This window comes from Olivibacter sp. SDN3, assembly GCF_014334135.1.
Lineage (GTDB): Bacteria > Bacteroidota > Bacteroidia > Sphingobacteriales > Sphingobacteriaceae > Olivibacter.
On record NZ_CP060497.1, the window covers coordinates 3,035,026 to 3,061,336 of the forward strand.

The 26,311-nt window shown below is 40.8% G+C and carries 27 protein-coding genes; 15 read left to right on the plus strand and 12 right to left on the minus strand.

Annotated features, from left to right (window positions below):
- Positions 1-77: 77 nt before the first annotated feature.
- From H8S90_RS12475 to H8S90_RS12500, 6 genes are all read left to right on the plus strand, one after another.
- A complete protein-coding gene (locus H8S90_RS12475; RefSeq protein ID WP_187342827.1) occupies positions 78-323 on the plus strand; it encodes a hypothetical protein in 246 nt (81 codons plus the stop codon).
- Between the two features lie 115 nt (positions 324-438).
- Entirely contained in the window at positions 439-828 is a 390-nt protein-coding gene (locus H8S90_RS12480; RefSeq protein WP_187342828.1) for an ester cyclase, read from the plus strand.
- A 283-nt stretch (positions 829-1,111) separates the two neighbouring features.
- On the plus strand, positions 1,112-2,047 hold the full coding sequence (locus tag H8S90_RS12485) for an AraC family transcriptional regulator (protein WP_187342829.1): 936 nt from the start codon (positions 1,112-1,114) through the stop codon (positions 2,045-2,047).
- Positions 2,048-2,154: 107 nt separating this feature from the next.
- On the plus strand, positions 2,155-2,919 hold the full coding sequence (locus H8S90_RS12490) for an SDR family NAD(P)-dependent oxidoreductase (RefSeq protein ID WP_187342830.1): 765 nt from the start codon (positions 2,155-2,157) through the stop codon (positions 2,917-2,919).
- Positions 2,920-3,039: 120 nt separating this feature from the next.
- The gene (locus tag H8S90_RS12495) at positions 3,040-3,792 is read left to right on the plus strand and encodes an SDR family oxidoreductase (RefSeq protein ID WP_187342831.1); all 753 of its coding nucleotides are present in this window, start codon (positions 3,040-3,042) and stop codon (positions 3,790-3,792) included.
- A gap of 191 nt (positions 3,793-3,983) precedes the next feature.
- On the plus strand, positions 3,984-4,355 hold the full coding sequence (locus tag H8S90_RS12500) for a DUF4260 domain-containing protein (protein ID WP_255501932.1): 372 nt from the start codon (positions 3,984-3,986) through the stop codon (positions 4,353-4,355).
- A 49-nt stretch (positions 4,356-4,404) separates the two neighbouring features.
- Here H8S90_RS12500 and H8S90_RS12505 read toward each other — a convergent pair whose 3' ends face one another.
- Complete coding sequence (locus H8S90_RS12505) at positions 4,405-5,370, minus strand: hypothetical protein (protein WP_187342832.1); 966 nt, start codon at positions 5,368-5,370, stop codon at positions 4,405-4,407.
- Between the two features lie 376 nt (positions 5,371-5,746).
- On the opposite strand from H8S90_RS12505, the gene H8S90_RS12510 reads away from it, so the two are divergent.
- Positions 5,747-7,174 (plus strand): amidase, encoded by a 1,428-nt coding sequence (locus H8S90_RS12510; protein ID WP_187342833.1) that lies wholly within the window; start codon positions 5,747-5,749, stop codon positions 7,172-7,174.
- A 32-nt stretch (positions 7,175-7,206) separates the two neighbouring features.
- On the opposite strand, the gene H8S90_RS12515 is transcribed toward H8S90_RS12510, so the two are convergent.
- The 4 genes from H8S90_RS12515 to H8S90_RS12530 all read right to left on the minus strand — a co-directional run bounded on the left by H8S90_RS12515 (position 7,207) and on the right by H8S90_RS12530 (position 10,421).
- Positions 7,207-7,815: a Crp/Fnr family transcriptional regulator gene (locus tag H8S90_RS12515; protein WP_187342834.1), complete on the minus strand. Its 609-nt coding sequence runs from the start codon at positions 7,813-7,815 to the stop codon at positions 7,207-7,209.
- Positions 7,816-8,149: 334 nt separating this feature from the next.
- Positions 8,150-8,674, minus strand: coding sequence for a cyclopropane-fatty-acyl-phospholipid synthase family protein (locus H8S90_RS12520; protein ID WP_187342835.1), 525 nt, complete (start codon positions 8,672-8,674; stop codon positions 8,150-8,152).
- Positions 8,675-9,196: 522 nt separating this feature from the next.
- A complete protein-coding gene (locus H8S90_RS12525; protein WP_187342836.1) occupies positions 9,197-9,763 on the minus strand; it encodes a DUF6266 family protein in 567 nt (188 codons plus the stop codon).
- A 13-nt stretch (positions 9,764-9,776) separates the two neighbouring features.
- Positions 9,777-10,421 (minus strand): DUF6266 family protein, encoded by a 645-nt coding sequence (locus tag H8S90_RS12530; protein ID WP_187342837.1) that lies wholly within the window; start codon positions 10,419-10,421, stop codon positions 9,777-9,779.
- A 579-nt stretch (positions 10,422-11,000) separates the two neighbouring features.
- Here H8S90_RS12530 and H8S90_RS12535 point away from each other — a divergent pair.
- Entirely contained in the window at positions 11,001-11,606 is a 606-nt protein-coding gene (locus H8S90_RS12535; RefSeq protein ID WP_222852300.1) for a cupin domain-containing protein, read from the plus strand.
- A gap of 9 nt (positions 11,607-11,615) precedes the next feature.
- Here H8S90_RS12535 and H8S90_RS12540 read toward each other — a convergent pair whose 3' ends face one another.
- Positions 11,616-12,197, minus strand: a complete 582-nt coding sequence (locus H8S90_RS12540) for an N-acetyltransferase (protein ID WP_187342838.1) — start codon at positions 12,195-12,197, stop codon at positions 11,616-11,618.
- Between the two features lie 46 nt (positions 12,198-12,243).
- Positions 12,244-13,014 (minus strand): exodeoxyribonuclease III, encoded by a 771-nt coding sequence (gene xth / locus H8S90_RS12545; protein WP_187342839.1) that lies wholly within the window; start codon positions 13,012-13,014, stop codon positions 12,244-12,246.
- A gap of 112 nt (positions 13,015-13,126) precedes the next feature.
- On the opposite strand from xth, the gene H8S90_RS12550 reads away from it, so the two are divergent.
- From H8S90_RS12550 to H8S90_RS12570, 5 genes are all read left to right on the plus strand, one after another.
- Positions 13,127-13,987, plus strand: coding sequence for a sigma-70 family RNA polymerase sigma factor (locus H8S90_RS12550; RefSeq protein WP_187342840.1), 861 nt, complete (start codon positions 13,127-13,129; stop codon positions 13,985-13,987).
- Positions 13,988-14,061: 74 nt separating this feature from the next.
- A complete protein-coding gene (locus H8S90_RS12555; protein ID WP_187342841.1) occupies positions 14,062-14,526 on the plus strand; it encodes a carboxymuconolactone decarboxylase family protein in 465 nt (154 codons plus the stop codon).
- Between the two features lie 268 nt (positions 14,527-14,794).
- Positions 14,795-15,739 carry an FUSC family protein gene (locus H8S90_RS12560; RefSeq protein WP_187342842.1) on the plus strand — a complete coding sequence of 315 codons (945 nt, stop codon included), beginning with the start codon at positions 14,795-14,797 and terminating at the stop codon, positions 15,737-15,739.
- A 193-nt stretch (positions 15,740-15,932) separates the two neighbouring features.
- Entirely contained in the window at positions 15,933-16,514 is a 582-nt protein-coding gene (locus tag H8S90_RS12565) for an HD domain-containing protein (protein WP_187342843.1), read from the plus strand.
- Positions 16,515-16,522: 8 nt separating this feature from the next.
- On the plus strand, positions 16,523-17,380 hold the full coding sequence (locus tag H8S90_RS12570; RefSeq protein ID WP_255501934.1) for a YitT family protein: 858 nt from the start codon (positions 16,523-16,525) through the stop codon (positions 17,378-17,380).
- 11 nt (positions 17,381-17,391) lie between these two features.
- Here H8S90_RS12570 and H8S90_RS12575 read toward each other — a convergent pair whose 3' ends face one another.
- From H8S90_RS12575 to H8S90_RS12585, 3 genes are read right to left on the minus strand one after another with little or no spacing between them, the layout of a single operon-like run.
- Positions 17,392-18,432 carry an adenylate/guanylate cyclase domain-containing response regulator gene (locus H8S90_RS12575; protein WP_187342845.1) on the minus strand — a complete coding sequence of 347 codons (1,041 nt, stop codon included), beginning with the start codon at positions 18,430-18,432 and terminating at the stop codon, positions 17,392-17,394.
- Entirely contained in the window at positions 18,425-18,808 is a 384-nt protein-coding gene (locus tag H8S90_RS12580) for a response regulator (protein ID WP_187342846.1), read from the minus strand. Before H8S90_RS12580 ends, H8S90_RS12575 begins: the two co-directional genes overlap by 8 nt.
- Before the next feature lie 44 nt (positions 18,809-18,852).
- Positions 18,853-20,217, minus strand: coding sequence for a sensor histidine kinase (locus H8S90_RS12585; RefSeq protein ID WP_187342847.1), 1,365 nt, complete (start codon positions 20,215-20,217; stop codon positions 18,853-18,855).
- A 174-nt stretch (positions 20,218-20,391) separates the two neighbouring features.
- On the opposite strand from H8S90_RS12585, the gene H8S90_RS12590 reads away from it, so the two are divergent.
- On the plus strand, positions 20,392-20,874 hold the full coding sequence (locus H8S90_RS12590; protein WP_187342848.1) for a copper resistance protein NlpE: 483 nt from the start codon (positions 20,392-20,394) through the stop codon (positions 20,872-20,874).
- 73 nt (positions 20,875-20,947) lie between these two features.
- On the opposite strand, the gene H8S90_RS12595 is transcribed toward H8S90_RS12590, so the two are convergent.
- Complete coding sequence (locus H8S90_RS12595; protein WP_187342849.1) at positions 20,948-23,173, minus strand: NADP-dependent isocitrate dehydrogenase; 2,226 nt, start codon at positions 23,171-23,173, stop codon at positions 20,948-20,950.
- Positions 23,174-23,420: 247 nt separating this feature from the next.
- Here H8S90_RS12595 and H8S90_RS12600 point away from each other — a divergent pair, with 247 nt between their 5' ends.
- A complete protein-coding gene (locus H8S90_RS12600; RefSeq protein WP_187342850.1) occupies positions 23,421-24,731 on the plus strand; it encodes a DUF3472 domain-containing protein in 1,311 nt (436 codons plus the stop codon).
- A gap of 150 nt (positions 24,732-24,881) precedes the next feature.
- Here the strand turns inward: H8S90_RS12600 and H8S90_RS12605 are convergent, their stop codons facing one another.
- Positions 24,882-26,249 carry a RagB/SusD family nutrient uptake outer membrane protein gene (locus tag H8S90_RS12605; RefSeq protein WP_187338235.1) on the minus strand — a complete coding sequence of 456 codons (1,368 nt, stop codon included), beginning with the start codon at positions 26,247-26,249 and terminating at the stop codon, positions 24,882-24,884.
- Positions 26,250-26,311 lie beyond the last annotated feature (62 nt).

The window sequence follows — 26,311 nt, forward strand, 5'->3', positions numbered from 1 at the left end:
CTGTATTGAAGGCCGATACATACGTTGCCAGAGTTTATACCTATCCGATTTTGAAGATCAGGATATTACAACATAGTATGAGGTCGATTCAAAATCGTTTCTTTACCTGGTTGTCGGTCCAGTCAAAGGCCGCAGTAACTAAGTCACTTTATCGGTTGACTAAAGCCCGTAAGTCGACCATGTACAGGAAGGGTCGTTCGTTCAGCGCATCCGCTTTTTTAGAAGTTGCTAGGGTACTTTTACTCGTATCCTTATATGCTCCTATCCAATTCGATCGAGGGAAAACCAAGATAACAACGGTTAATTACTGCCAGCGATGGTAGGGAAGAAAAGGTTGGTAAAAGATTGTTATTATTCTGTCTTTGAAACCGTTTGCTTAAAACGTTGTTGAGTAAGTTATGTGAGTCCATTTGCATAATCTGAACTAAAATCATAACAATGACGGACTTTTCTGACATTTATTGCCACTATATAGCACTTCTTAATGGAAAAGATTTGACCAATCTGCACCGATTCGTAGCCGAAGAAATCTTTTACAACGACGAGAAAATAGGTTTGCAAAATTATCAAAAGTTGCTTGAGCAAGATTTTGAAGACATTCCCGACCTGTATTACACTATCGATATCCTTGTTAGTTCATCTTCCTATGTGGCAAGCAGATTGACGTACGATTGTACACCGAAAGATGAATTCCTAGGACTGCCTATAAACGGCCGGAAAGTTCGTTTCAGTGAAAATGTTTTTTATCACTTCGAGAATTCGAAAATCAAAAAAGTGTTTTCAGTGATCGATAAATCCGCTATTGAAAAACAAATAAAAAATGAATAATAGATATCTCCTTTGATTTTCTGGGCGATTCGGTGTTTTCAAATGTGATTGTTCTGCAAAAGAGAGGAGTGCTTTCTAAGCGAGCCCCACATAAGATGGGCTTTAATTAATGTAAGAAGATCTGTATCTTTATTGCTAATGAATGTCCATTTCCTTTTTAAGTGTTCATCGTAAAAATAGTTGTTTACGTGTATAATATCAGCTTTTTATTAAGCTCCTGTGGAGATAAGATATCGATTGTTGAATTGATGCGAGCCCTTGTCTCGTACTAAAGCCGTGAAAAATGAAAAAAGTCGACAATCCAGAAGTAAAATCACTTTTTGACCTGTACAAACATTTGGGCTTATCGACTGATCTGATACATCCCTTGGTAGGTTTCTCCATACTCAATCTGAAAGATATCGACTTCGAATTTCCCTATCATTCACCCTCATTCCGGCCAGATTATTTTTCATTTCTTTTTGTTAAAGACGGAAATGGTCACTATAAGATCGATGAACATTTTTTTCAGACGACCCCTCAAACCATATATTTTACCAATCCGAGTAATTACCGAACTTTTGGATGGACAAAAATTGAGGAGGTTTATTTGATTACTTTTGATGAAGCATTCCTGAAAGAATACGTCAGCAAATCCATTTTTGAACAGTTCCCTTTTCTTTTGACCGAAACTGTTCAACCTAAAATCGTAACGGAAGAATTTTACCTATCGGTAGAGCATATCTACCTGCAAATTCACCGGGAATACATGAACCATGCTTTGGAAAAATACTATATCATTGGCCACCTGCTTGCTGTTTTACTGTATAAAATTAAGGAATATTTTTGGCTGGATTACAATCCGATTTATGAGGGAAACCGAAGCTCGCAGATTGTAAAATCGTTCAAGCAATTGTTAGAGAAACATTACCGTGATTTGAGTTCGGGCAAGGTTGAAACTGTTTTCAGGGTTCAAGATTATGCTGATGCACAAAATTTGCACCCTAACTATCTAAGTAGTGTAATTAAATCAAAAACAGGAAAACCAATCACTACGTGGATTACTGATAAAACCATTGCGACCGCCAAAGCTATCCTACAGAACTCCAATTTACCTATTAAGGAAATAACCTACAAACTTGGCTTTGCCGAAATCGCCCATTTCAGCAATTACTTCAAAAAACACACATCCTTATCGCCTGCCCATTATAGAAAAGAGAACAACAACCCGTTAAAATAACCGTTTCTATTCCCCTTCTTTAAAATTTGCAACAGATGCTTTAATCTTTGCAAACAGCTGCATTCGATCTATTCCCACTTTTGTTCTATATCAAAACATAAAAAAAAATGGAAACAAAAAACAAAATCGCAGTAGTAACCGGCGGGAGCCGGGGACTCGGTAGGAACGCGTCATTAGCACTTGCTAAAAAAGGTATCGATGTAGTGCTGACCTATCATTCCAATAAACAGGATGCAGAAAACGTGGTGTCAGAAATCCGGGCATCAGGCCGAAAAGCCGAAGCGTACCAATTGGACACCAGAAATGTTCAATCGTTCGATCATTTCCTACAGCAAGTGACAGAACATCTGCAAACGTACACGGGCAGTCCAAATTTCGACTACCTAATCAACAACGCAGGAACTGGGGTTCACGCAGCCTTTGCAGAAACCACCGAAGCACAGGTGGACGACATGATCAACACGCATTACAAAGGCGTATTCTTCCTCACGCAAAAGGCTTTGGCTTATCTGAACGATGGCGGTGCAATCGTAAATATTTCGACAGGTTTGGCAAGATTTAGCATGCCGGGCTTTGCTGCCTATGCTTCTATGAAAGGAGCTATCGAAACGCTTACGCTTTACCAGGCAAAAGAGTTGGGGGCAAGAGGTATTCGGGTCAACGCTGTAGCGCCCGGTGCTATTGCAACGGATTTTGGAGGAGGCGCCACAAGGGATGTCCCGGAAGTCAACTCTTTTATAAAATCCGTTACGGCACTGGGCCGTGTAGGCCAGCCCGATGATATCGGTAGTGTTGTTGCATTCTTATGCACAGATGAAGCTCGGTGGATTACAGGCCAACGCATTGAAATATCGGGAGGGATGAACCTCTAATCAGTCAATTTAAAAACCACTGGTTCTCCGTTTGCTAAACTAAAGCCCTTTATTGACATTGTTCCGGGTTGGCTGTTACCGTTAGCCAATGAAACGGGGAATCAGTTTAAAATGAAAAAAATGAACTCACTTAAGAACAAAGTGGCCCTGATTACGGGCTCGGCAAGAGGCTTGGGGAAAGCCATTGCAGAACGTTATGCCGCACTGGGGGCTGACATTGTAATCAATTATTCCAGAGATAAGGCCTCAGCAGATGAGGTCGTTTCGAACATTAAGGCAATGGGTGTCAAAGTAATGGCTGTGCAGGCAGACGTCAGCAAAGTGGCAGACATCGAAAAACTGTTCAATGAAGCCGAAAATGCTTTCGGAAAAATTGATATCGTGGTGGCCAATGCGGGTATTGAACTGGTGAATTTACCCGTAACAGACTTCACGGAAAAACAATATGACCGTTTATTCTCCATCAATACGAAAGGTTCTTATTTCACGATGCAGGAAGCGGCACGCCATGTTTCGGACAACGGAAGGATTATTTACATTGCATCCTCAACAACTTCGTTCCCGATCCCGGGAATGGCTTTGTATGGCGGTAGCAAAACAACGCCACGCTATTTGGTGGACGTCTTGTCAAAAGAAATCGGGCATAAAGGTATAACCGTAAATTCGATTATCCCCTATGCAGTGGACCACTCTGGTATCTTCACCGATCCCGACGCTTACCCTGAACTGAGAGCGCAGATCATCGATCTGTGTCCCATGAAACGTATGGCGGAAGTAGAGGACGTTGCTAATATCGCAGAGTTTTTTGCCAGCGATTTATCCTCATTTGTCAACGGACAACATCTATTGGTAAATGGAGGGTCTACCTGTTAACATTAAACAGAAATTATCCAAGATAAAGACGGTAGGATACCTTGTTTCAACATTACTCGCAGTTTGTTTGCTTGCGGGTAATGTTTAAAAACACTTTCTAATACCAGATATGCACAGATCAATTATCCCGGCGGATTTTTACCGGTAAAACAGTTGATAAAATTCAATCTGACAACAAAAAAATGACCGTTATGATAAATGAAATGAAAAATCTTTTAAAACTTGAAGAAGTGGGGCAGTTTTTGCTTTCGATAATCTTATTTAACCAATTGCATTATGCCTGGTGGGTTTTTCCTGCCTATTTGTTATTGCCAGATCTATCCATGATAGGTTACTTGATCAATACTAAGGTCGGTGCCCGGTTCTATAATTTTTTCCATCATAAACTGGTGGGAATAGCTATTTTTATTCTGGGATTTAGCCTCACGAACGAGATACTCATTTTAGCAGGTTTAATTCTATTCGGCCATTCATCAATGGATAGAATGTTTGGATATGGTCTTAAGCTGAATGACAATTTCAGACACACTCATTTAGGGTGGATTGGAAAAAGGAATACTTGACGGGTGCTCTTTTGTATGTACGTGTCTGTGGGACGGAGCCATTCTTTCACTAGTATTCCAATATATATATTTTTTTAGCATCAAAGTCCCAAACGGTTTTGTACAATGATAAAAATCGGTAACCGAATGTCATTAAATCAGGCTCCGGTATTTCCAGTTCTTTTCTGATGACTTTTATATTTTCGGCCTCTTCCTGCTCTATCCCTTTTAAATCAATTTTCAACTGCTCTCCGATAAGTACGTTCTTAACGGTCAATATGGTATCCCCAGCACCATCAACCCCTGACTGCGTGATAAGCCTCTCTGACGATAAAACTTTTTGAGTATTATCTGAGACTTGCAGCAGTCCGTTCTGACCAGTGTCAAATGCGCCCAAAATTTCGGTATTTCCGATCTTAAACTTGATCAAGGGATGATTGGGTAATCTTCGGGTATCGAAATCAATAATGGACAACACTTTTTCATTGGTCAGAAAATCTTTGTTTAGCTCACGTTGGGGGGTATTTTTGTAAAACGTTACCTTTTTATGGATATAGTCTAATTTGAACGTATATCCCTCAAAGAATTTATAGCCAATATATCCTATGAAATCCGGAGTTATATTCTCCACGAAATTGTAATTGGCACTGTGAATTTTTTCAAGGTTTTTGTATACGAGGCCATTATTGAAGGTGATTTTCTTGACCGTATCAATTGTACTTGCTTTATACGTCTGTCCACTGCCAACTACGCCACTACCTGTTACTTTTTTTTCCGGGAAAGACAATACATTGTCATTCAGTGCAATAGAGTTACTGCTGCCGGTATCAAACATAAATTTGCCCGTTACGCCATTTACCGTACCCGATATGAACGGGTAGGCATTAACCAGTTTGATAGGGAAAACAACAGTATCGCCATGTAAAACCGGCAATGATTCAAAGGTTTGTGCATTGGTCTGCGGAATGTTGATAACCAAAAACATTCCCAACAAAATCGGGCCAAATATAAATTGGGCAAAAGTCTGAAATTTCATCTGTTTATTTTTTCGTTATGGCCGATGAACGCTCGATGGAAATAATCATTGCCCTGTGTGCCAATATTATTTTTATCTCGGTTTCATACGCGAATTTAAAAATAAAGTAATAGATTTTCGAAGTTTAATCGCAGAAACTGGGAGAAGAGCCTTTCAAAAAAATTGAACGAACCTGGGCTACAACACTATAATATTTACATGGCGATATCCTATTACAAAAATTGGTCTCTACTTCTATCGATCCGAGATAAGGCTTTTTGCCATACATTTATGTCAAATGCCGCTGTCAAATTATGTCATTTGACTTCGTTTTAGATCACTTTTCGTCGCAATTTTGCTTCATCAGAGATGTTTAATTATTTAAAAATGTAAAGAGATGAAGACAAATCACACTACAGCAGGCGGGCTCCACTACGAGGAGGCCATCACATTGGCAAAGCTGATCCGCGACAAAGAAATCTCCTCCACAGAGGCGGTTCAGGCACATCTGGATCGTATCGCCACAGTCAATCCGCAGATCAATGCAATGGTTACCATCGTAGGAGAAAAAGCATTGGACGCAGCTAAAAAAGCAGATGCTGCCCTTGCCAATGGTGAAATGGTCGGCCCTTTGCACGGTGTCCCGTTCACCGTCAAAGACTCTATAGACACGGCAGACGTGCTTACACAAAGAGGCTCGCCCATATTCAAAGGGAGGATACCGAATGCAGATGCCACCGCTGTTGCCCGTATGAAACAAGCCGGCGCTATTTTATTAGGTAAGACCAATCTTCCGGAATTTTCCTATTGGATTGAAAGTGAGAACCTGCTTACCGGTCGCTCCAAAAACCCTTGGGATCTTACCCGGACGCCGGGTGGATCCAGCGGTGGTGAGTCGGCTGCCATAGCTGCCGGACTATCGCCGATAGGCTTGGGCACAGACTTGGCTATTTCCGTGCGAGGCCCTGCCGCACAGACCGGCATCGTATCGCTGAAAGCTACCCACGGAAGAGTGCCGATGACCGGTATCTGGCCTCGTGCACCACGCCGTTTCTGGCACGTAGGGCCTATGGCGCGTAGCATTCAAGATCTGGAACTGTCTTTTGGTATCTTGGCAGGTGCCGATGGAAAAGACGGATTTAGCAGTGCGCTGGGAGATGTACAAACTAAGCAGCCAAAAGATATTAAAACGTTGAAAATAGGTTGGTTGGTAGCACCGGGTTTTGGGCCTGTCGATGCGCAAGTGGCACAGACGGTTGAAGACGCTGCCAATGCCTTAGCAGCTCTAGGGGCAAGCGTGGAAGCCGTCCACATCCCCGCCTTGGAACAAGATTTTGCACTGGAGGTATTTAACAAGCTACATATTATGGAGATGAAGCCTGCGTTTCGAGAGGCTGTGAAGGGCAGGCCGGAAAACGAGATCTACAAGATGGCGCACACCATGCTTTCGATACCGGAGACTTCTTACCAAGCATATATCGATGCTGAACAAGCTGCTGAGCGCCTCAAAGATGGCTTTGCAGCTTATTTTCAACAATATGATGCGCTGATAACACCGGTATTACCTATTCCCGCACATAAACACGGAGTGGAAACCTTTGTGATCGATGGGCAGACGGTAGATGCTACTTATCTGCAAGGAGCTACTGTACCGCTCAACGTTACGGGACTGCCTGGCATTGCGATGCGCTTTGGTACCAGTGCAGAGGGCTTGCCAATCAACGTGCAGATTGTAGGGAAATGGTTAGATGAGTACACCATCTTACAAGTCGCAGCGGCATTGGAAAGTGTGAGTCCTGTGCGCAGTTGGCATCCGGAGATTTAAAAGGTGAAATATAAAAGGCTAGGGGATCTTTCCTAGCCTTTCTTGCTCGGCTTGACAAGTTCCTTGCGCACGCGGCTAAGTGTTTCTCGGGAGATTCCGAGGTAAGATGCCACCATATGCAAGGGAACTTTATCGAAAACCAAAGGGTATTTTTTTTGAAAGTCGAGGTATTTTTCTTCCGGCGTTTGGCTGATAAGTGTGTATACCCGCTCTTGTGTTGCCTCAAAAGCACGTAACACCAATTGCTCGTAAAATCTCTTGAAGGCAGGTATTTCTTCTTGTAACTGCATCCAGTCTTTTTTACTCCATGCGATGATCTTGGTAGCCGCCAAGGCTTCTATATTATACTGTGACGGCCGATCTGCATTAAAGCTTTCTAGATCGGTCATCCACCAGTTTTCGATCCCGAAGCGTACAGTATGGTCTGCGCCTTTCCCATCGTACCGAAACAAGCGGCAGCAACCTTCGGAGATAAATACCATCTTTCTCCAAACCTCACCATCGTGGAGTATAGATTGCCATTTACGTAGTGTCTTGGTCGTCGCCGCACTTATAATAGCTGACAACTCCTTGTCAGATACGGGAATGTTCTCTTTTAAATAATTTATAAATACATCAAATAGTTTGCTACTTTCTTCCATCTATGATTAAATATTATAGTTTATTCTCTGGCAAGTTCTTTACGAGTGCGGCTAAGACTTTCGATCATAATCCCCATGTAGGATGCCAAATGATAATTTTTGATATGCTGCTCTATATCGGGATAGTTTTTTATAAATTGCAGATATCGCTCTTTGGTGGACATTGCGAGATAGGATAATATCCTTCTTTGAAAATTAGAGAAAAACCGCTCTATTTTAATCCTGAAATTCTGTTCTACTTGGATAAAGTTCCAATTGATCAAGTACAAATCCGTAAGTAAAAAACTAAGATGTTTACCGGCTTTCGGTCTCCACTCAAGACTTTCCAGACTATTTAATCAATCGTCCACAGGTAAACCGTGTCGTTGCCGACTTTTACCGTTTTTTCCGCTTCCCAATCGCCCATATCGAAATCATGCGATACGATGCGGCTGCCGGGTTTCAGCTCCTTTAGCAACTTCGACCGCAGTTTCATGTTTACCGACGGTAGAAGATACATGGTTACAACATCCGCCTTACTGAAGTCAAATTCGAACAGATTACCTTCAACAAATTTCACTTTATCTGTCACTCCCGCTTTTTCTGCGTTTTCATTAGCTTCCCTGATACGTTGGGGATTGAGGTCCACTCCGACACCCGTGACGCCGAATTTCTTGGCGGCAGTGACAATGATCCTTCCGTCGCCACAGCCCAAATCATAGACGACATCATCGGGCTTAATATTCGCAAGCTCCAGCATTTTTTCCACTGTCTGCTGATTGGTAGGGACGTAGGGAACATCCAATTGAGGCTCTTGGGCATATGCAACTGTGCAAGCTCCAACAAATAAAGCAACTAACAAATTTTTAACTGTTTTCATTGTGTTCATTTTTGAGTGTTATACAAAGCATTAGTTAATTTTAAAAATTTGTTTACGTGCATATTGCCAGGTATAAATCCAAGAACATATGACGACGTAAGTATATCTTATGTATTGCTATCAACAATAAATATATCTTAATCATTCCGAAAGCAAGGCCACTCGAAAAGCAATAATTTCCCAACGATTATCAGGTGTTATTCGACTTCAGAATTAACAAAAAATAAGCAGCCGGTTATCCCGATATAAATCCTCCAAAGCCACCACCTGATATAACTCAACAAAAAGCAGCCCGAAATAGTTTCGCAAAAGATTAAGATGGAGTTGCTATATTTCACTGGAGACTCTTGTTTTACAAAAAACAAAAAATATTGCTATCCTTGCGTTTAAGAAAGCATCCGTGTAATCGATCTTCCATTGTTGGTTTTTCGAATCCAATGAATCCTTTATTGGTTGTGCCTTGTGTATTAATTGTTTACAGGGCGTCTATTCGGATCCTGGAAATAACAATAAATTTTCAGCTTACGCCCGTGGCTCAAAATAGCCTAGGTAACAGCTTTTGGAATATTGGGTTCCCTTTTTATTGTGCGCATAGAGATAGGCGTAGAAACCATGCTGTTTAAATGGAGGGGGTATTTTTACTTCGATATGTCCATCTTTTCTATAGCAGGTCTGATCGTTCCGGGCGCCAAATCCCATTTCTGGGTTGATGAGCACTAAAGCCAACTCATCGCCATCTTTTGCCATCGGATGTGTGAGATTCCCGTAGAAAACTTCCAATTGTTCGGTGGAACGGGCAACATCATCGATAGGCGGTAGAGGTAGGGTACCCATACTGATCATCACCTTTTCCGGTACAATATGCTGATCGGGATAGTCACCGGTAATGGCATCCTGTATCACCTTCCGCAGGGCCTGGCCGAAGGCCTTGGTTTTTTTACCATCCCCATAGTTTTTCCAGGTGTCATTGATAATAGGGCGTAGCGGATTAAGAAAAGCCATCGCTAAACGCATTTTCTGCTGGGTCGCCAATCGTCCGTAGGGCGCTTTTTTGGATTTCTTTTTGTTTCTGTCGTAGAAAAACTCCATTTGTATATGTAAATTAATCCTTGGTTGTCGGGAGATAAACCGTAGATGATACCCTTTTCCGTTGGTTATCACTGAAGAAAAGCCAGATATGTGCCGATTGGAACTCTTCTTGGGAGACATCGGGTATTTGTGCCTCACCATGATGGCGTCTCACCAAATTTTCGGGACTCTTAAAAAAATTAGCATTAGCGAAATAGCAGAGCATATGGGCCTCATCGTCTAATGCACCGCTAATGCCGTAAGTTTTCGGATCCCAAGAGACTCGAATACTATTTTCTACCCATTCCGCATTTTCTGCCCCTGCACTGAATAATGATCCGTGGCTCAGTCGGAGAGCAGCGTAGTTGAGCGCTGGCTCTCCTGTCTCATCCTGGATAAAGGCATGTTCGTAATTGTATTGGAAAGCAATATTACGGGCGGTGGCTTTGCTTAGAAAAGCCTGAAAACCGATTTTTAGCACAGGAGTGATGAACGATAAAAAACTGTTCAATAGTTGGAACTTCTGCTGTTGAAATTGTTGTTCTACACTTGGTTTCCCCTTGTTTTTGTATGAACGGGGCAACCCTTTGATGTAATCGATCTTTTTCCATCCGCTGCCGATAACACTTCCTGTCTTCCCCCGGAAAGGACCGTTTGCTCCTTTGTTAAGAATTCCCATAATTTAAGTTTGGTTTTTTTATTTCCTGTCGATTCCCCTCACCTGCAATTATAGGTAAAATAAGCCTATTTTATAGATAAAAACAAAAATAAAGTAATAAAAAAAGTATAAAGAAGGTATAATAAAAGTCAAATTTATCGTTTTTTAACCGTTTATTCACCGTAAATTGACCGTAAAATATACGGTCAATTTACGGTGAATAAACGATAAATTTATGGTCAATATGAGAATGTTTATAGGTTCATTATAAAATCTTATTACTTTTATTCTAGTATTCTTATTGAAAATTATGATAGCTCTTCTTCAACTTTTGTTTTGAAGGAAAATAGTATATAGCCGTAGTTGGAAATGGAAGCGAAAGGGACAGGCCGCAAAATCGCAGCTGTTAACCAAAGAAACTTGCCATGTGCATGATGGCCTGTTTTTTGGGAATTGACATGAAAATAGCTTCCAAATGAACAGATCAATACGAAGAACTAAACTATATTTGGCTTTTTTTGTTAAAATCTGGGGAACCCGTCTTTTTTATAACGCATAGCTGGTTTAAATGACCGGTGAAGGGAGGAAAATAGGAAAAATATGATGAAACGTAAGCATTTTATAGCGACAGCTGGTACGACGTTTGCTGCGTTTATACTTAACCAGCATTTTTCTGTTATGGCGAAAGTACAACCAAAAATGTTTCATTTTGAAGATGATGGAAGTATTCCCAACAACGATCTTCCCCTATTGCTTTATGGAAGTGCTTTCGCAATGCGCGGAAATAAGGGAGCTGACTGGCTGGAGGAAAAATTTATGTCAAATGATTGGGGCAACGCCTGGCGATGGGGTGTTTATCCCTTTCACCATTATCATAGTAACACACATGAAGTTTTGGGTGTGTTTAGTGGAAATGCGTTGTTGCATCTCGGCGGCGAGCGCGGCGAAAAAGTACAGACAAATGCCGGTGACCTCCTTATAATACCGGCTGGAGTAGGTCACAAATGTTTAGCCCATAGTGATGATTTTGCTGTAGTGGGGGCCTACCCCAAAGGATTAAGCCCCGACCTCAATAAAGGTGAGGAAGATGAACGGCCACAAGCCGATAAGAATATTGAGGCTGTGCAGTTACCCGCTACAGACCCATTGTTCGGGAAGGATCAAGGCCTGAGGGAAATTTGGATAAAAGTCAATAAAGTTTTGTGATTCGGTAAGTTATACTTTTTCCTTTCTCCACCTGAGCATATGTAACGTGTAACCAAAATCAAGTTCTTTGTAGATTTCAAATCCAAATTTACGATACCAAGGTAGGTTCGTTAAGGTAGACGTCTCTAAGTGTACGTCTAAATGTGTTGCTTTAGCTTCCTGTAGCACTTGGTTCAATAGATCGGATCCAACGCCCTGTCCCTGCATGTGAGGTTTCACGCCAATAAACCATAGATACAGGAAGTCTTGCACAGGATAGTTGGCTTTAATCAATGCCTCTCTTTTTATCGCTTTACCTAACTTGAATATACCAATAGTGTTTATCAAAAGTCCGATATCCATGCGTATTGATTTTAGGAGGTTCTTTTTTCTGTGCGGATAGGTAATCAATGCGCAGGCGTCTTTACGGTCAGACAATAAAACCTTTCCAAAATGGAAACATAAATCAAAGGAGTAACTCATAAGATATCTTAGCCTTTTATTTAGCTGCTCATCTTGCTTAACAATATAATGAACGCTTTTATTGTTTCGAAATGATTGTAAGAGAATATCGATTACTATTTCTTTATCTTCTTCTTGAGCTAAATACATGTTGGATTTGTTATTGACTACGTTGCCGTTTTTTTTGGTGAGTATATTACCTTAACTCAATCCACACTGGAGCATGGTCACTGGTCTTCTCCCACCCACGAACGGCGCGATCTACTCCGGCAGCTGATAGACGGCCTTCAAGCGTCGGACTTAGCAGAAAATGATCGATGCGTAAGCCTGCGTTGCGTTCATAGGCCTTGCGGAAATAGTCCCAGTAAGTATAGATCACTTCGTCAGGATAAAGTTTACGGATAGCATCAGTCCAGCCCTGTGCAAGGAGTTTTTGAAAAGCCCCACGTGTTTCGGGACGAAAAAGGGCATCTTTTACCCAACGCTCGGGTTTGTAAACGTCAAGTTCGGTAGGCATAACATTAAAATCACCGGTAAGTAAAACAGGTTGACCGGAGTCCAACAAGGTAAGGGCATGAGCGTGGAGCCGATCAAACCATGCCAATTTATAATCAAATTTAGGACCGGGGGCGGGATTGCCGTTTGGAAGGTATAGGCACCCCACAATAATACCATTTATTTCGGCTTCGATATAACGGCTATGACTGTCTTCCGGATCTCCGGGGAGTATTCGCCCCCTCTCGGTAATGGTTAGATTTCGGGCAAGGATAGCTACACCGTTCCAGCTTTTCTGACCATGCCAAATGACTTGGTAACCTGCTTCGAGAATAGCTTGTTCAGGAAACTTTTCCTGTGGGGCTTTAAGCTCCTGCAGACACGCGACATCTGGTTTTGTTTCTTCGAGCCAGCGTAATAATACGGGGAGCCGACTATTGATTCCGTTTACATTGTAGGTAGCAATCCTCATGATGGTTGTTGTATAGATGATGGCACTAAGTTAAAGAGCTGCTATGGTTTCTCAAAATAAAAGAACTGAATAGTAGGCTTGAGTTTTTGTAAATTAGTTTAATTTTGATTGCATGTCACATTCGGATTTTGAACAATACAGACCTTTGTTATTAACCTATGCGTATAATATCCTAGGCTCATATATCGATGCCGAGGATGTTGTACAAGATGTTTTTTTGCGCTTTCTGGGAAAGGATGTTTCAGCAATAGAAAATCGAAAATCATATTGGATACGTTCCGTAATCAATGGTGCGATAAATTTGAAAAAGAAACAATTGAATAGTCGAATGACGTATCCGGGTGAATGGCTGCCCGAACCTGTGGATACGTTAAATACGCAACAACCATTAGTGAAAGAAGAAACCTTATCGTATGCACTCCTCGTTTTACTTGAGCGGCTTAATCCAGTACAACGAGCAGTATTTATTTTAAAGGAAGCCTACGGTTATGCACATAAGGAGATTGCTGATCTACTTCAAATTAGTGTGGACGCTTCTAAGCAGGTGTTAACGCGAAGTAAAAAGATCCTTCAATTACCGGCTAAGCAGAAGAATAAGGTACAGAAAGATTGGTTGGAAAGCTATTTGGAAATGATGAAAACAGGTGATATTGAAGCATTGGAACATTTATTGGTGACTGAAGCCAAAGTAGTTTCAGATGGAGGAGGAAAGGTTTTGGCAGCGCTGAGACCAAGTATTGGTCGTCGTGCAGCATTCAATTTGATGAGAGGATTGCTTGCTAAGTACTGGAAGGGGCTTTCCCATAAGCTGGCAGAAGTTAACCACCAGCCCGCTATACTGTTCTATGAAGGAAATAGGTTGGCAAGCTGTCAGATTATAGATATAGAAGACGACGGTATCAGCAATATTTACATTGTTCGTAATCCTGATAAATTAAAAACTTTAAAGCATTTATCCCATTTTCAGGATTAGCATTTCAAAAAAAATGTTTTTTTATGTCACCTTTGGGAAGGTAGGGATGTCTTGTAGAGAAATGTTTTATAAAAATGGAAAGAATAAGTCAAAAAGAGATGCCAAATGGACTTTACCAAGCAATGCGCGGTGTTCAGTCTTACATCGAGCGTTCGGGTTTAGACCCTTTACTGGTTAAATTGGTTTTTATGCGTGTTTCGCAGCTTAATGGTTGTGCTTATTGCTTGGACATGCATTCAAAGGATGCTACGGCAGCAGGAGAGACGCTACAGCGTTTAGTTTCCCTGCCTGCCTGGCGCGAAACGAACTACTATTCGGGCGCTGAAAGAGCAGCCCTGGCATTCGCTGAACGATTAACTGATGTTCAGGATGATCGCAATCCCGATGATATTCACGACGAACTGTTGAATTTTTTCTCGAAAGAAGAAATAGCCAATCTTACTTTGGCCGTGGCACAAATAAATTCTTGGAATCGTTTGGTGAAATCGTTCGGAACTATTGCCGGAAGTTATAAAATCAGTGGGAACCACCCTGATTAACTCTTCAGTGCCGTTAATTGCTTATCGCAGATGCCGGAGCATAAACCTTCGGCATCTGCGATTGTCTTGTTATAATCATTCTTTAGCTCACCGCTAATATATTAGATAAATTCTTGACAATTTAAAATTCTGTATTTATTGTTATATTTGTTTTTTTATTTTAATTTAATATGATAAATCAGAATTAATAATTGTGTTGTGTCTTGCTAAAGTAAGTAAGTGTTTTTATCAGTTTTCTTATAAATTAGATAGAATTACTAATTCGCTGGTGTCTTCTGCGGTGGTATCTGTTGGTTTGGCGGTGATGTTTAACTTCAAATTAGGCTTGCTTGGGGCTATACTTATTGTTGCCGCTCAAAGTATTGCTGGGGTAAATGCGCATAATACGCCAATCAAGCGTATAACCATTGCGTTCAAAGTATCATTAATTTTTCTCTTGGTAGTGTTAATGGCTGACCTGTGCAGGAATAATCTATGGTATACTTCCCTGGCAATGCTCCTGCTAGCCTTTCTTTTCAGTTTTTTAAAACAGTATTTTCCTATTAATTGGCCGGATATGGTTATTCCGGCTGCAGCCTTGTTTTTGATGAGTTATATATATACGGGTGAAGGTGGGATTATACGATATACTGCTTTAGGGTGTGGACTTGGGATATTGACAGAGCTTTTGGTGGTCATCGGGTTAATGCTATTGGGAAAGCGTTATACCCCTATGAAACCTTTGGATGCTTCGCAACGATCGCCGACCTATTATTTTTTAAGATTAAAACGGGAGAATTTTAGGTATGCAGTTGAATTAGCCACTCTTTTGATTATCAGTGGATATATGATGCATTTGACTCCTTTTCCACATAGTTATTGGGCGCCACTTACTATTATTATGGTGGTACAAGTAGGAAACCAAGGAGCAGTCAAACGTATCGGTCAACGTCTATTGGGCACATTGATTGGATGTGTGATAGGTGCATTGGTGCTTTTGTTAACCGGAGATATCATTCTTTTATTAGTAACTATCGTTGTACTTGTTTACTTCTGGCAGTATTATATTAGACAAAATTACATGATGGGCTCCATATTTGTTACCGCTTTTGTGTTGGTGCTTCTGGGTCTAGAGATAAATGATCCTCTTTTTTTAGCGATGGAAAGGCTTTCCTTTTCTGCTCTTGGCGGACTAATGGCGTTAACGAGTGCTGCTATTGTCACGGGAAAATGAGCCATCGTTTATTACCGTACGGATTGTCCTTTAGATTTTTGAAAGCAAGGTATTAATCGCCACTAAAACCTTAGTACTTGATGGTGTGATATCATCCGTTATCAGCATGTTTTACCGAAATTAAGTTTGCAGAATAAGGGTAAAAGAAAAATTGATATATTAGCGATCAATAAAATTGATTATGCAATTGGATATGGCTACTCGTTTTATCTTATCCAAATTAAAAGACGAGCTTTCTCCTTCCTTAACCTATCATAGCGTCACGCATACCGAGGACGTATATGATGCTGCCAGATACATTGCGTTAAAAGAACGTGTAGCGACAGCAGATTGTACTATCTTATTAAGTGCAGTGTTGTTTCATGATACCGGTTTTTTAGTGCAACCTAAAGATCACGAGTTGTTATCTTGTGCGATAGCAAGAGAAAAGCTGCCTTTATTTGAGTATAATACAAAAGAAATTGAGCAGGTCTGTGAACTGATTATGGCCACTAGACTTCCACAAACACCTGAAAATCTTTTGGAAAAAATTATTTGTGATGCGGATTTAGATTACCTGGGAAGAGATGATTTCTTTATAATCAGTCACAAATTGTATCTCGAAATGATCAATTTGGGAACAGTAAAATCGCTCAGAGAGTATAACGATCTCCAGATTCATTTTTTGGAAACGCACCGATATTTTACAGATACAGCGATCAAATTGAGAGCGCAAAAAAAGGAAGAACACTTAAAACGATTAAAACAAAATAATAAAAGCAACAAGAATATATGAATAAAAAAATGAAAGCGACCATTCAGGATATCGTATGTGTATTGACGGGAATTTTATTTTGTGGTTTTGCTTTAAAGGGTTTTTTGGTGCCTAATCAGTTTTTTGACGGCGGTGTAACCGGTATTTCGTTATTAATACATGAGATTTATCACGTCAATATCGCTTATGTTATTGTTATTGCGAACCTTCCGTTCATCATTATGGGTGCTTTCCAGATCAGTGCTAAATTCGCGTGGAAAACGCTGATTTGTGTGATTTTATTAGGCTTCTGTCTTTTGTACATACCCTATCCGGTGATTACTTCCGACAAACTATTGGTTTCTATATTTGGAGGGGTGTTTATGGGGATTGGCGTTGGTCTTTCAATGAGAGGTGGTTGTGCCTTGGATGGTATTGAAGTTTTGGCGCTTTATACGATAAAAAGGGTTGGGTTTACCATAACAGAAATAATATTGGGGATTAATATTCTTATATTTTTGATAGCTGCTATTCATTTAGGGCTTCCTACTGCACTTTACTCTATGTTGACCTACTATACGGCTTCCAGAACGATCAATTTTGTGATAGAGGGATTAGAAGAATACACAGCAGTTAATATTATCTCGGCAAAGAGCGAAACTATCAAAGAACGCTTAGTAAAAGACATGGGCAAGGGGATTACCGTTTATAAAGGAGAACGCGGTTTTCTTAAAGACAGTTTTGATATAAGTTATCCGGTAGATGTGGTATTTACGGTAGTTACCCGTCTGGAGGTGAGAAGACTGAAGAATCTGATACACCAGATCGATCCGCAGGCCTTTGTGTATACCAATAGTATAAAAGAGGCTGCCGGCGGGGTGCTAAAGAGAAGGAAACGTGAGCATTAAGGGCTCAGCGTTTAGGAGGTAACTTCATATATTGCTACTGGTTTTTGTTTGTTTTTTAGGGATACAGTTCCTAAAGCATTGAATCCAAAAGACTCTTTTGCTTGGTTATAAATATGTTCTGCGACAATAATCTGTCCTGGTGTTGCTGTTGATTGTAAGCGCTGGGCAAGGTTGACCGCATCGCCTATAACGGTATAATCGAGCCGTTTCAATGAAGCGGAGCCGATGTTTCCTGAAATCATTTCTCCTGAATTAATACCAATAGATACCTGTGGTTTATAAGTATCTTCTCCTGACTGGAAAATTGGGACGGCTGCAATCTGCTCTTTTACTGCTAAGGCTGCATCTATAGCCCTGTCAAGGTGGTAGTCTCCCTTAAAAATGGCCATTACTGCATCTCCCATAAATTTGTCTACATGCCCGTTATAGTTGATGATTTCTTTAACAATAAGGTCAAAAAGGTTGTTTATTAGTTTTACTACATCGTCTGCGGCTACATTTTCCGTGATGGAAGTGAACCCACAAATATCGATAAAGGCTACTGTGGCCTCAACCGTTTCATTAACCATTAAACTTTTTTCAAACTCCTGGTGAGTCATGAAATTGAGCACATGCTCGTCTACATACATTTTCAGAATATTGTTTTCTTTGATAGCCTGCAATGTTCGCTTGACTTGCGAAACATGTTGTAGTGTTTTTTCAATGGTTAAATCCAGATCGCTGAAATTAACCGGCTTAAATACGAAGTCAAAAGCACCGCGATTCATCGCCGTGCGGATATTATCCATATCGCCATAAGCAGACACCATTACTGCCTTTATTACTGGGTTGGCTTCGGGGAGTTTGGTGAGTAGCGTAAGCCCATCCATGCCTGGCATATTGATGTCACTTAAAATGATGTCAATGTCGTTGTTTTTTAACATCTCCAACGCTTCGTTTCCGTCTTTGGCAAAAAGAAACACATATACCTGTTCCCTGATTTTTTTTCTAAACTTTTGTTTGATCAATAATTCCAAATCAGCTTCATCATCAACCACAAGTATTTTAGCCATGTTCATTTAAATTTTTTAGTTTGTCTTTCAGAAGATTAAAATCTAATGGTTTTGTTAGGAAATCATCAGCCCCTAAATGAATTGACTGTTGATGATTCTCATCGTCGCCATAAGCGGTGATCATCATGACGTATGGTGGTGTACCTTCATAGGTATGCCTAATATGTCTGAGTAAATCTAGTCCACTCATTCCCGGCATATTGATGTCTGATAAGATGAGCACCACTTCGGATGCTTTTTTCGCAAGATAAGCCAGGGCTTCCTCTCCTGAGGATGCAAAATCGAGGCTTAGGTCTCCTTTCTTCGTTTCCTTTCTAAAGCGTTGCCTAAACAACGGTTGTACGTCAATTTCATCGTCAACTACCAATATTTTCATGCCTATATAATTTTAAATAAACTTGCTCCTTTTAGAAAGTTAACCTATGTTGGTATTGTAAGGATAAAGCTAGCGTATGCTCCTTCTTTTGTGTCTATTTTTAGATCGCCGGAATGTCCTTTCTTGATAATATCATAACTGATAGATAACCCGAGCCCTGTACCTTGACCTGCAGGTTTAGTTGTGAAAAACGGTTGATAAATTTTATCTAAAACCCGTTGCGGAATTCCTGACCCATTATCTGTTATAATGATCTCTATACCTTTCTGGTTACCTGTAAGTTCCGTGTTTTTTGTGGTGACTTCAACTTTTGGGGCATAAGTGCCCGTTTGTACCTTGCTTTTTTCATTCACGGCATAAAAAGCGTTGTTAAATAGGTTGAGAAGTACTCTCCCGATATCTTGGGCTACCACATGTACCTTATAAAGGTTAGGTTCAAAATGTGTTTCTATAGTAGCGTTGAAGGATTTGTCTTTTGCGCGCAGCCCATGATAGCTCAGTCGTAAGTATTCTTCGGCCAATGCGTTAATATCTGTAACTTCTTTCTGGCCTGTGCTGCTACGGGAATGTTGCAGCATACCTTTCACAATACTGTCCGCACGTTTGCCATGAACGACGATCTTTTCAAGGTTCTGGGAAAGGTCTGATACAATTTCTTCCACCTCCTCTTTTGCTTCCTCTGGTAATTCGAGAAGAGGCCCTTCTTTCATTTCATTCAGCAGTTCAATGCTTACTTCGGAAAAATTGTTTACAAAGTTAAGTGGGTTTTGTATCTCATGAGCTATGCCCGCTGTTAACTCTCCCAATGACGCCATTTTTTCGGCGTGTATAAGCTGATCTTGTGTGCTCTTAAGTTCATTTAAAGCTTGTTGAAGCTCATTTTTCTGTTGCAATAACTCATTCGTTCTTTGCGCAACTTTGGCTTCGAGATCTACCTTCAATTTGGTGATCATGCGTGTGCGTTCCTCTTCGATCTCCCGTCTATATCGCTCGTTTTCCAAGGCCTTATGTTGCTTACGGTTGATGAACCACATGGCTATGAACCATATAACGCCAAAAAGAATTGCACTTTCAAAAGCATCGTCATTAGCTGCGTAAAATGTAGGTGTAACCCATTTGACGATATCGGCAATGAAGGATGCGGCCGCAACTGGAATAATGGAAAACATCATCGGCCGACCAATTTGTAACTTGGGGATGAGATACACTGCTAGCAGTAAGCCTAGAAGGAAGCAATGTGTTAGTAAGCCAACGAAGATAGACTTGAAAATAACGGAAAAGCCGATGAATGCTATTGAGAAGAAGATACCAGCTTTGAAATAGCTCACCCATTGATCATCAGGACCAGATAATATTGTTCTTTTCTGCAAATGCCTTATCAGTATTAGTGCAAATATGGATGCTAACATATTTTTAGAGGTTTAGGTAAACCGAGTTTCGTATTTTGATTAAATTCACTGGCCTATTCCCGTCAAAGCTATCATTTTTGGCGCAATATAAAAAATCTAGTGATGAGTTGTTCGTGTGCAAAAAAAGATAATTTGGTATTAGATTTGCTATATTTTCTACAAAAAAAGAATTATATGATGAAGAAATTATTAACGCTTTCGCTGGTATCCCTATTATGTTGGAGTTGTAATAATAGCGGGACAAGTAATTCGACTGAAACGAATACGGGTATTGCTGATACAACAACTGATGAATATATCCCTATTGACGCTACTTCTGACGCGGCGGATATGCATAATGCCCAAAATTCGCTGGACGTGGTTGGTGTTTATAAGGGAGTTCTGCCTTGCGCTGACTGTGAGGGGATCGAAACGGAAGTTGAATTGAAAGATGATGATACCTACGTTAAAAAGACAAAATATTTAGGTAAAGGTGATGGAGATGTACAAGAAGAAAAAGGCAGTTTCTCTTGGGAGGATGGAAGTAATATTGTTTTAAATGGAGCGTCGGATGGTCCGAATAAATATTTTGTAGGTGAAAACACGTTAACTACGTTAGATTTGGATGGAGAAAAAGTGACCGGAGAACTGGCGGAAAATTATGTGCTTAAGAAATAATATCCAAAATATTTGTAGCAAAGGAAAGGCCCTTGGACATATTCCAAGGGCCTTTCCTTTGCTATTGTATCACTTAACGTTTTTCGAGTATTTCGTTCAAAGTAATACTTGGACGCATGGCCTTATTTGCCAAGGAATCATCAGGAAAATAGTAGCCTCCTATATCCACTTTGGAGCCCTGGGCAGCGTTTAACTCATCAATGATTTTTTGCTCATTTGTGGCTAATTGCTGCGCAATAGACGCGAATTGCGTTTTAAGATCAGTATCCTTGTCTTGGGCAGCTAAACGCTCCGCCCAGTACAGGGCCAGATAAAAATGACTTCCACGGTTATCCAATTCGTTTACTTTTCGGGATGGAGATTTTTGATTTTCGAGCAATTGACCTGTTGCTTGATCTAAGGTTTCTGCTAGAACCAAAGCTTTTGGATTGTCGTAATTAGTACCTAAATGCTCTAAAGAAACGGCTAAGGCTAAAAACTCTCCCAAAGAATCCCAACGTAGATGGCCTTCTTCTACAAACTGTTCCACATGTTTGGGAGCAGAGCCACCGGCACCCGTTTCGAATAACCCTCCTCCGTTCATGAGTGGTACAATAGATAACATTTTTGCGCTTGTACCTAGCTCGAGGATCGGAAATAAGTCGGTTAAATAATCACGTAAAACATTTCCTGTTACCGAAATAGTATCTTCGCCTTCTTTAATACGTTTAAGTGTTAGCTTAGTAGCTTCTACTGGTGATAATATTTGAATATCTAATCCTTCGGTATCATGTTCAGGAAGATAAGCTTTCACTTTCTTGATCAATTCTGCATCATGTGGACGATCTTGGTCGAGCCAAAAGATGGCAGGCGTTTCCGATGCACGGGCACGAGTTACCGCAAGCTTTACCCAGTCGCGTACTGGAGCGTCTTTCACCTGACACATTCTCCAGATATCGCCTGCTTCTACGTCATGCGTAAACAATACTTTTCCAGTAGCATCGCTCACCTCTACGGTTCCTTCCGCTGTGATTTCAAAGGTTTTATCGTGTGAGCCGTATTCTTCCGCTTTTTGGGCCATCAAACCCACGTTAGGGACTGTTCCCATGGTTGAAGGATCGAAAGCGCCGTTTTTCTTACAGAATTCAATAGTAGCTTCATATACTCCTGCATAACTGCTGTCTGGTATAACTGCTTTTGTATCCTGAGATTTTCCATCGGCGTTCCACATTTGTCCAGAATTTCTAATCATGGCTGGCATAGAGGCATCTACGATAATATCGCTTGGAACGTGAAGATTGGTAATGCCTCTGTCAGAATTTACCATAGCAATGGAAGGACCATTTTTAAGCGCCTCCTTGATGGTGGCCTCGATGGCGTCTTTTTTATCGGCAGGCAATTTTTCAATTGCACTGAGCACATCTCCGAGGCCACTATTTGGGTTAGCACCAACTGATTTTAAGTCGGCACCATATTTTTCAAATACTTCTTTGAAAAAGGCCTTTACGGCATATCCAAAAATGATCGGATCAGATACCTTCATCATTGTGGCCTTCATATGCAAAGAAAATAATACGCCTTTTGCTTTGGCATCTGCAATTTGTTCATCCAGAAACGTTAGCAAAGCTTTCTTGCTCATTACCGTTGCATCGATAACCTCGCCGGCAAGTAGGTGTGTTTTTTCTTTCAGCACGGTTTTGTTGCCAGCCTTATCGGTAAAAGTGACCTTTACATCAGTTTCCTCGGGAATGGTCACGGATTGTTCATTGTGGCGGAAATCACCGTTTTCCATAGTTGAAACGTGTGATGCCGAATCTGCTGACCAGGCGCCCATACTATGCGGATGTTTTTTAGCGTAGTTTTTTACTGCTTTAGGGGCACGACGATCGGAGTTTCCTTCCCGTAATACTGGATTTACTGCACTTCCTTTTACCTTGTCGTATTTAGTTTTGATTTGCTTCTCCTCGTCATTTTTTGGCTCATCTGGATAATTAGGCAATTTATAACCTTTTGCCTGCAGTTCTTTAATAGCGGCCTTCAGTTGTGGGATAGAAGCACTGATATTTGGAAGTTTAATAATATTAGCCTCTGACTGTTTAGCTAATTCTCCGAGTTCCGTTAAAGCATCTGAAACTTGTTGTGATTCGGTCAGGCTTTCAGGGAAAAGGGCTAAAATCCTACCTGCTAATGAGATATCTTTGGTCTCAACGGCAATATTAGACGATGCAGTGAATGCTTTTACAATAGGTAACAGAGAATAAGTGGCTAACGCTGGCGCTTCATCTGTTTTAGTATAGATGATTTTAGTTGTATTTGACATAATATATTAATTTTTACTCTTTTGAAAATTTTTGAAAAAATAACATCTATACCTTATAACTAAAGGCATGGATTGCAGTGGCACAAACTTATATAAATTGCTTTTATTATGCAATTTAAATGATGTGGATATAAGGTATTGTCTGTTGACTTATTTTTGCGCAACCGATTGATTAAAGCAAGAATTTTTAAACTTGTTTTATTTGCTGTAGTTTGCCTCTCATTAAGGTTTTAACGTTTTATCAAGTATGAAGAATCGGATTTTTATATTATTCATTGTTGCTTTTATGGCAAGTGTTCCTCATTTGGAAGCGCAACAGAAAGAAGTCCCGTCGAATGCGGTTACCGTACCGATAGGAGGGAATACCTGGCAGGTTGGTGATCATACAACAAGTTTGAATAAAAAAGATGTTGTTGGCAAAGAGGGGATAAAGGAATGGAAAGAGGTGGAGCAGCAGTTTAAAACATTTGTGCGGTTTGGAGCTACCGGAACACTTGATGTTTGGCTGAAGGCAACGAGTGAGCGTGCGGGATCACTGGTTGCGATGATAGGAAGTGAAAGAAAACTGGTGGAATTAGCTCATGTGAAAGATGATTATATGTATTTAGGTGAATGGAATATCAATGATACCGGATATGTAGCGATTCATTTACAGGGGAAGGGGCCAATTAATTTGTCAAACCTAGCCGAATTTAAATTAGCGGGAACAGCGGTTACCGATGCCGTCAGGTTTGTCAAAAATGATGAGGGAAACTTCTTTTACTGGGGTAGAAGAGGGCCTTCTACGCATTTAAATTACCAGACACCTGAAGATAAAGACATTCGTTATTATTACAATGAAGTAACCGTGCCGGAAGGGAATGACGTGATAGGGTCATATTATATGGCGAATGGTTTTAGTGGAGGGTACTTTGGGATACAGGTGAACTCACCTGATGAAAGGCGTGTCCTATTTTCGGTATGGAGCCCGTTTGAGACGGATAATCCGGAGGAGATCCCTGAAGACCAACAGATTAAACTGTTAAAGAAAGGTGAGGAAGTATACACCGGAGAATTTGGTAATGAGGGGTCGGGTGGACAGAGTTTTTTGCGTTATAATTGGAAAGCAGGCGAGACCTACGGTTTTTTGCTTAAAGGGGAGCCTGTGGAGAACAATTACACAAATTATACCGCTTGGTTTTTTACGCCAGAGCTAGGGGAGTGGCAATTGATTGCAAGTTTTAGTCGGCCTCAGACGCAGACTTGGTTAAAAGGATTTCATTCTTTTCTGGAGAATTTTTCTCCGAAACAGGGGGTATATGAAAGAAGGGTTTATTTTGGTAACCAGTGGGTGGTTGATAAGGAGGGGAATTGGTATGAGGTAATGAAAGCCCGGTTTTCTGCGGATAATACGGCTCGTGCCGGCTTCCGCTTGGACTATAGTGGAGGCAGTGAAAAGAACCGCTTTTACTTGCATAACTTCGGTTTTTTTAGTGACTATACACCTATTGGACAAAGTTTTGATCGGTCTTCTACCGTTGATAAACAACCGGTTGTTGACTTTGATAAACTACCCTAACTGGCAGGTGTTAAACAAATTTCATCTAAGAAAAAATAAAAAAAGGCATTAACGAGATCATTAATGCCAGAACCATCAGGTCTTGATGGCTATGCAGGTAGTACAAAAGCTATTTACCTTTTTACGGGAAAAAAGTAAATAGCTTTTGTACTAATATCCGGGATTCTGATCGAGCTGCTGGTTCAAAATGATTTGGTTCCCTGGTATAGGATAGAGAAAGAAATTTGGATCAGCAATGGACATCATGTCTGTTAATGCTAATTCTGTTCGACAGAAGTCGAACCAAGATTCACCTTCAAACATCATTTCCAGTTCCTTTTCTTTTTGCACGGCTACGATAAAGTCATCTAAACTTCCATAGGAAGAAGCGGGAGGTGTTTCGATGCCGGCACGGTCGCGTACTTCCTTTAACGAATTATAAGCAGCGTCACTGACAGTACCGTCGATACGGGCTTGTGCTTCGGCATGTATCAGGTACAGTTCGGCTAGACGTATAACCGGAAGGTTCTGCGTTGCCGGTTCTCCTTGAGGGTATTTTCCGATATAATAGCGATTTCTGGTGCCGGAATAAACGGTAAAATCCCGTCTCTGATCATCATCTTCATACATATCATAAATCGAAACGCTTTTTGCGTAAAACAGGTTGCTGGCATTATCGTTGGACTGTAAGGCAAGAGGGTTGGTTACCTGTTCGTCAAACTGTAGTTCAAAGATAGATTCTTCGGTGTTTTCATTTGCCCATATCGTGCTGAATGTACCTTGTAGAGAGAAAACTCCAGAAGCAATTACTTCCTGTGCTGTACTGGCCGCCTGTGCGTAGTCTCCTGTGATATTCGCATGATAGAGTTGTACTTTGGCTAACAAAGCCTTTGCTGCCAGTCCTGTGGCCCGTCCTTTGGTAGTGGCATTATCGCCATAGGAGTCTGGTATACCGGAAGCCTCTTCCAGGTCAGTTACGATTTGTGCGTAAACTTCGGGTATAGGTGTTCGGGGTATTAGTAGTTCGCTATCTTCTTCTGTTGGTGTTAAGGGAAAGGGGATGGCACCAAAAGCACGTACCATGAAGAAGTAATTAAGTGCCCGAACAAATTTTGCTTCTCCAATAAATTGCTGCCTTTTTTCATCGGAAATGGCATTTTCTTCCATTTCGGGTACGCTTGCAATAATATTGTTTGCTGCGTTAATCGTTGTATAGACCTGCTGCCAAATATTTTGAATCCAAGGGTTATCCACGCGTACGGCATTTTGGTCGAAATTTACGTATTCGGGAAATGAGCTGGCGTGACTAACATGTCTGGCGGAGAATTCGGGTACGATAATCACCGATTGTCCAAAGGAAAATGAATTCTGCATGCTGCGGTACATGCCGGTGACTGCCGCCTCAGCACTGTTCTCAGAAGTAAAATATTCGTCAGGATTCACTTGGACAATTGGTTCTCGGTCTAAGAAATCGTTGCAAGCGGATAAACTTAGTGCAAGCGTGCTTAGTATGGCTATTTTTCTGATCTGCTTTTTCATTGGAATAAGTTATTTTTAAAAGGCAATGAAGCTTGCATGAGCGGTATATTTACATGTTTTTT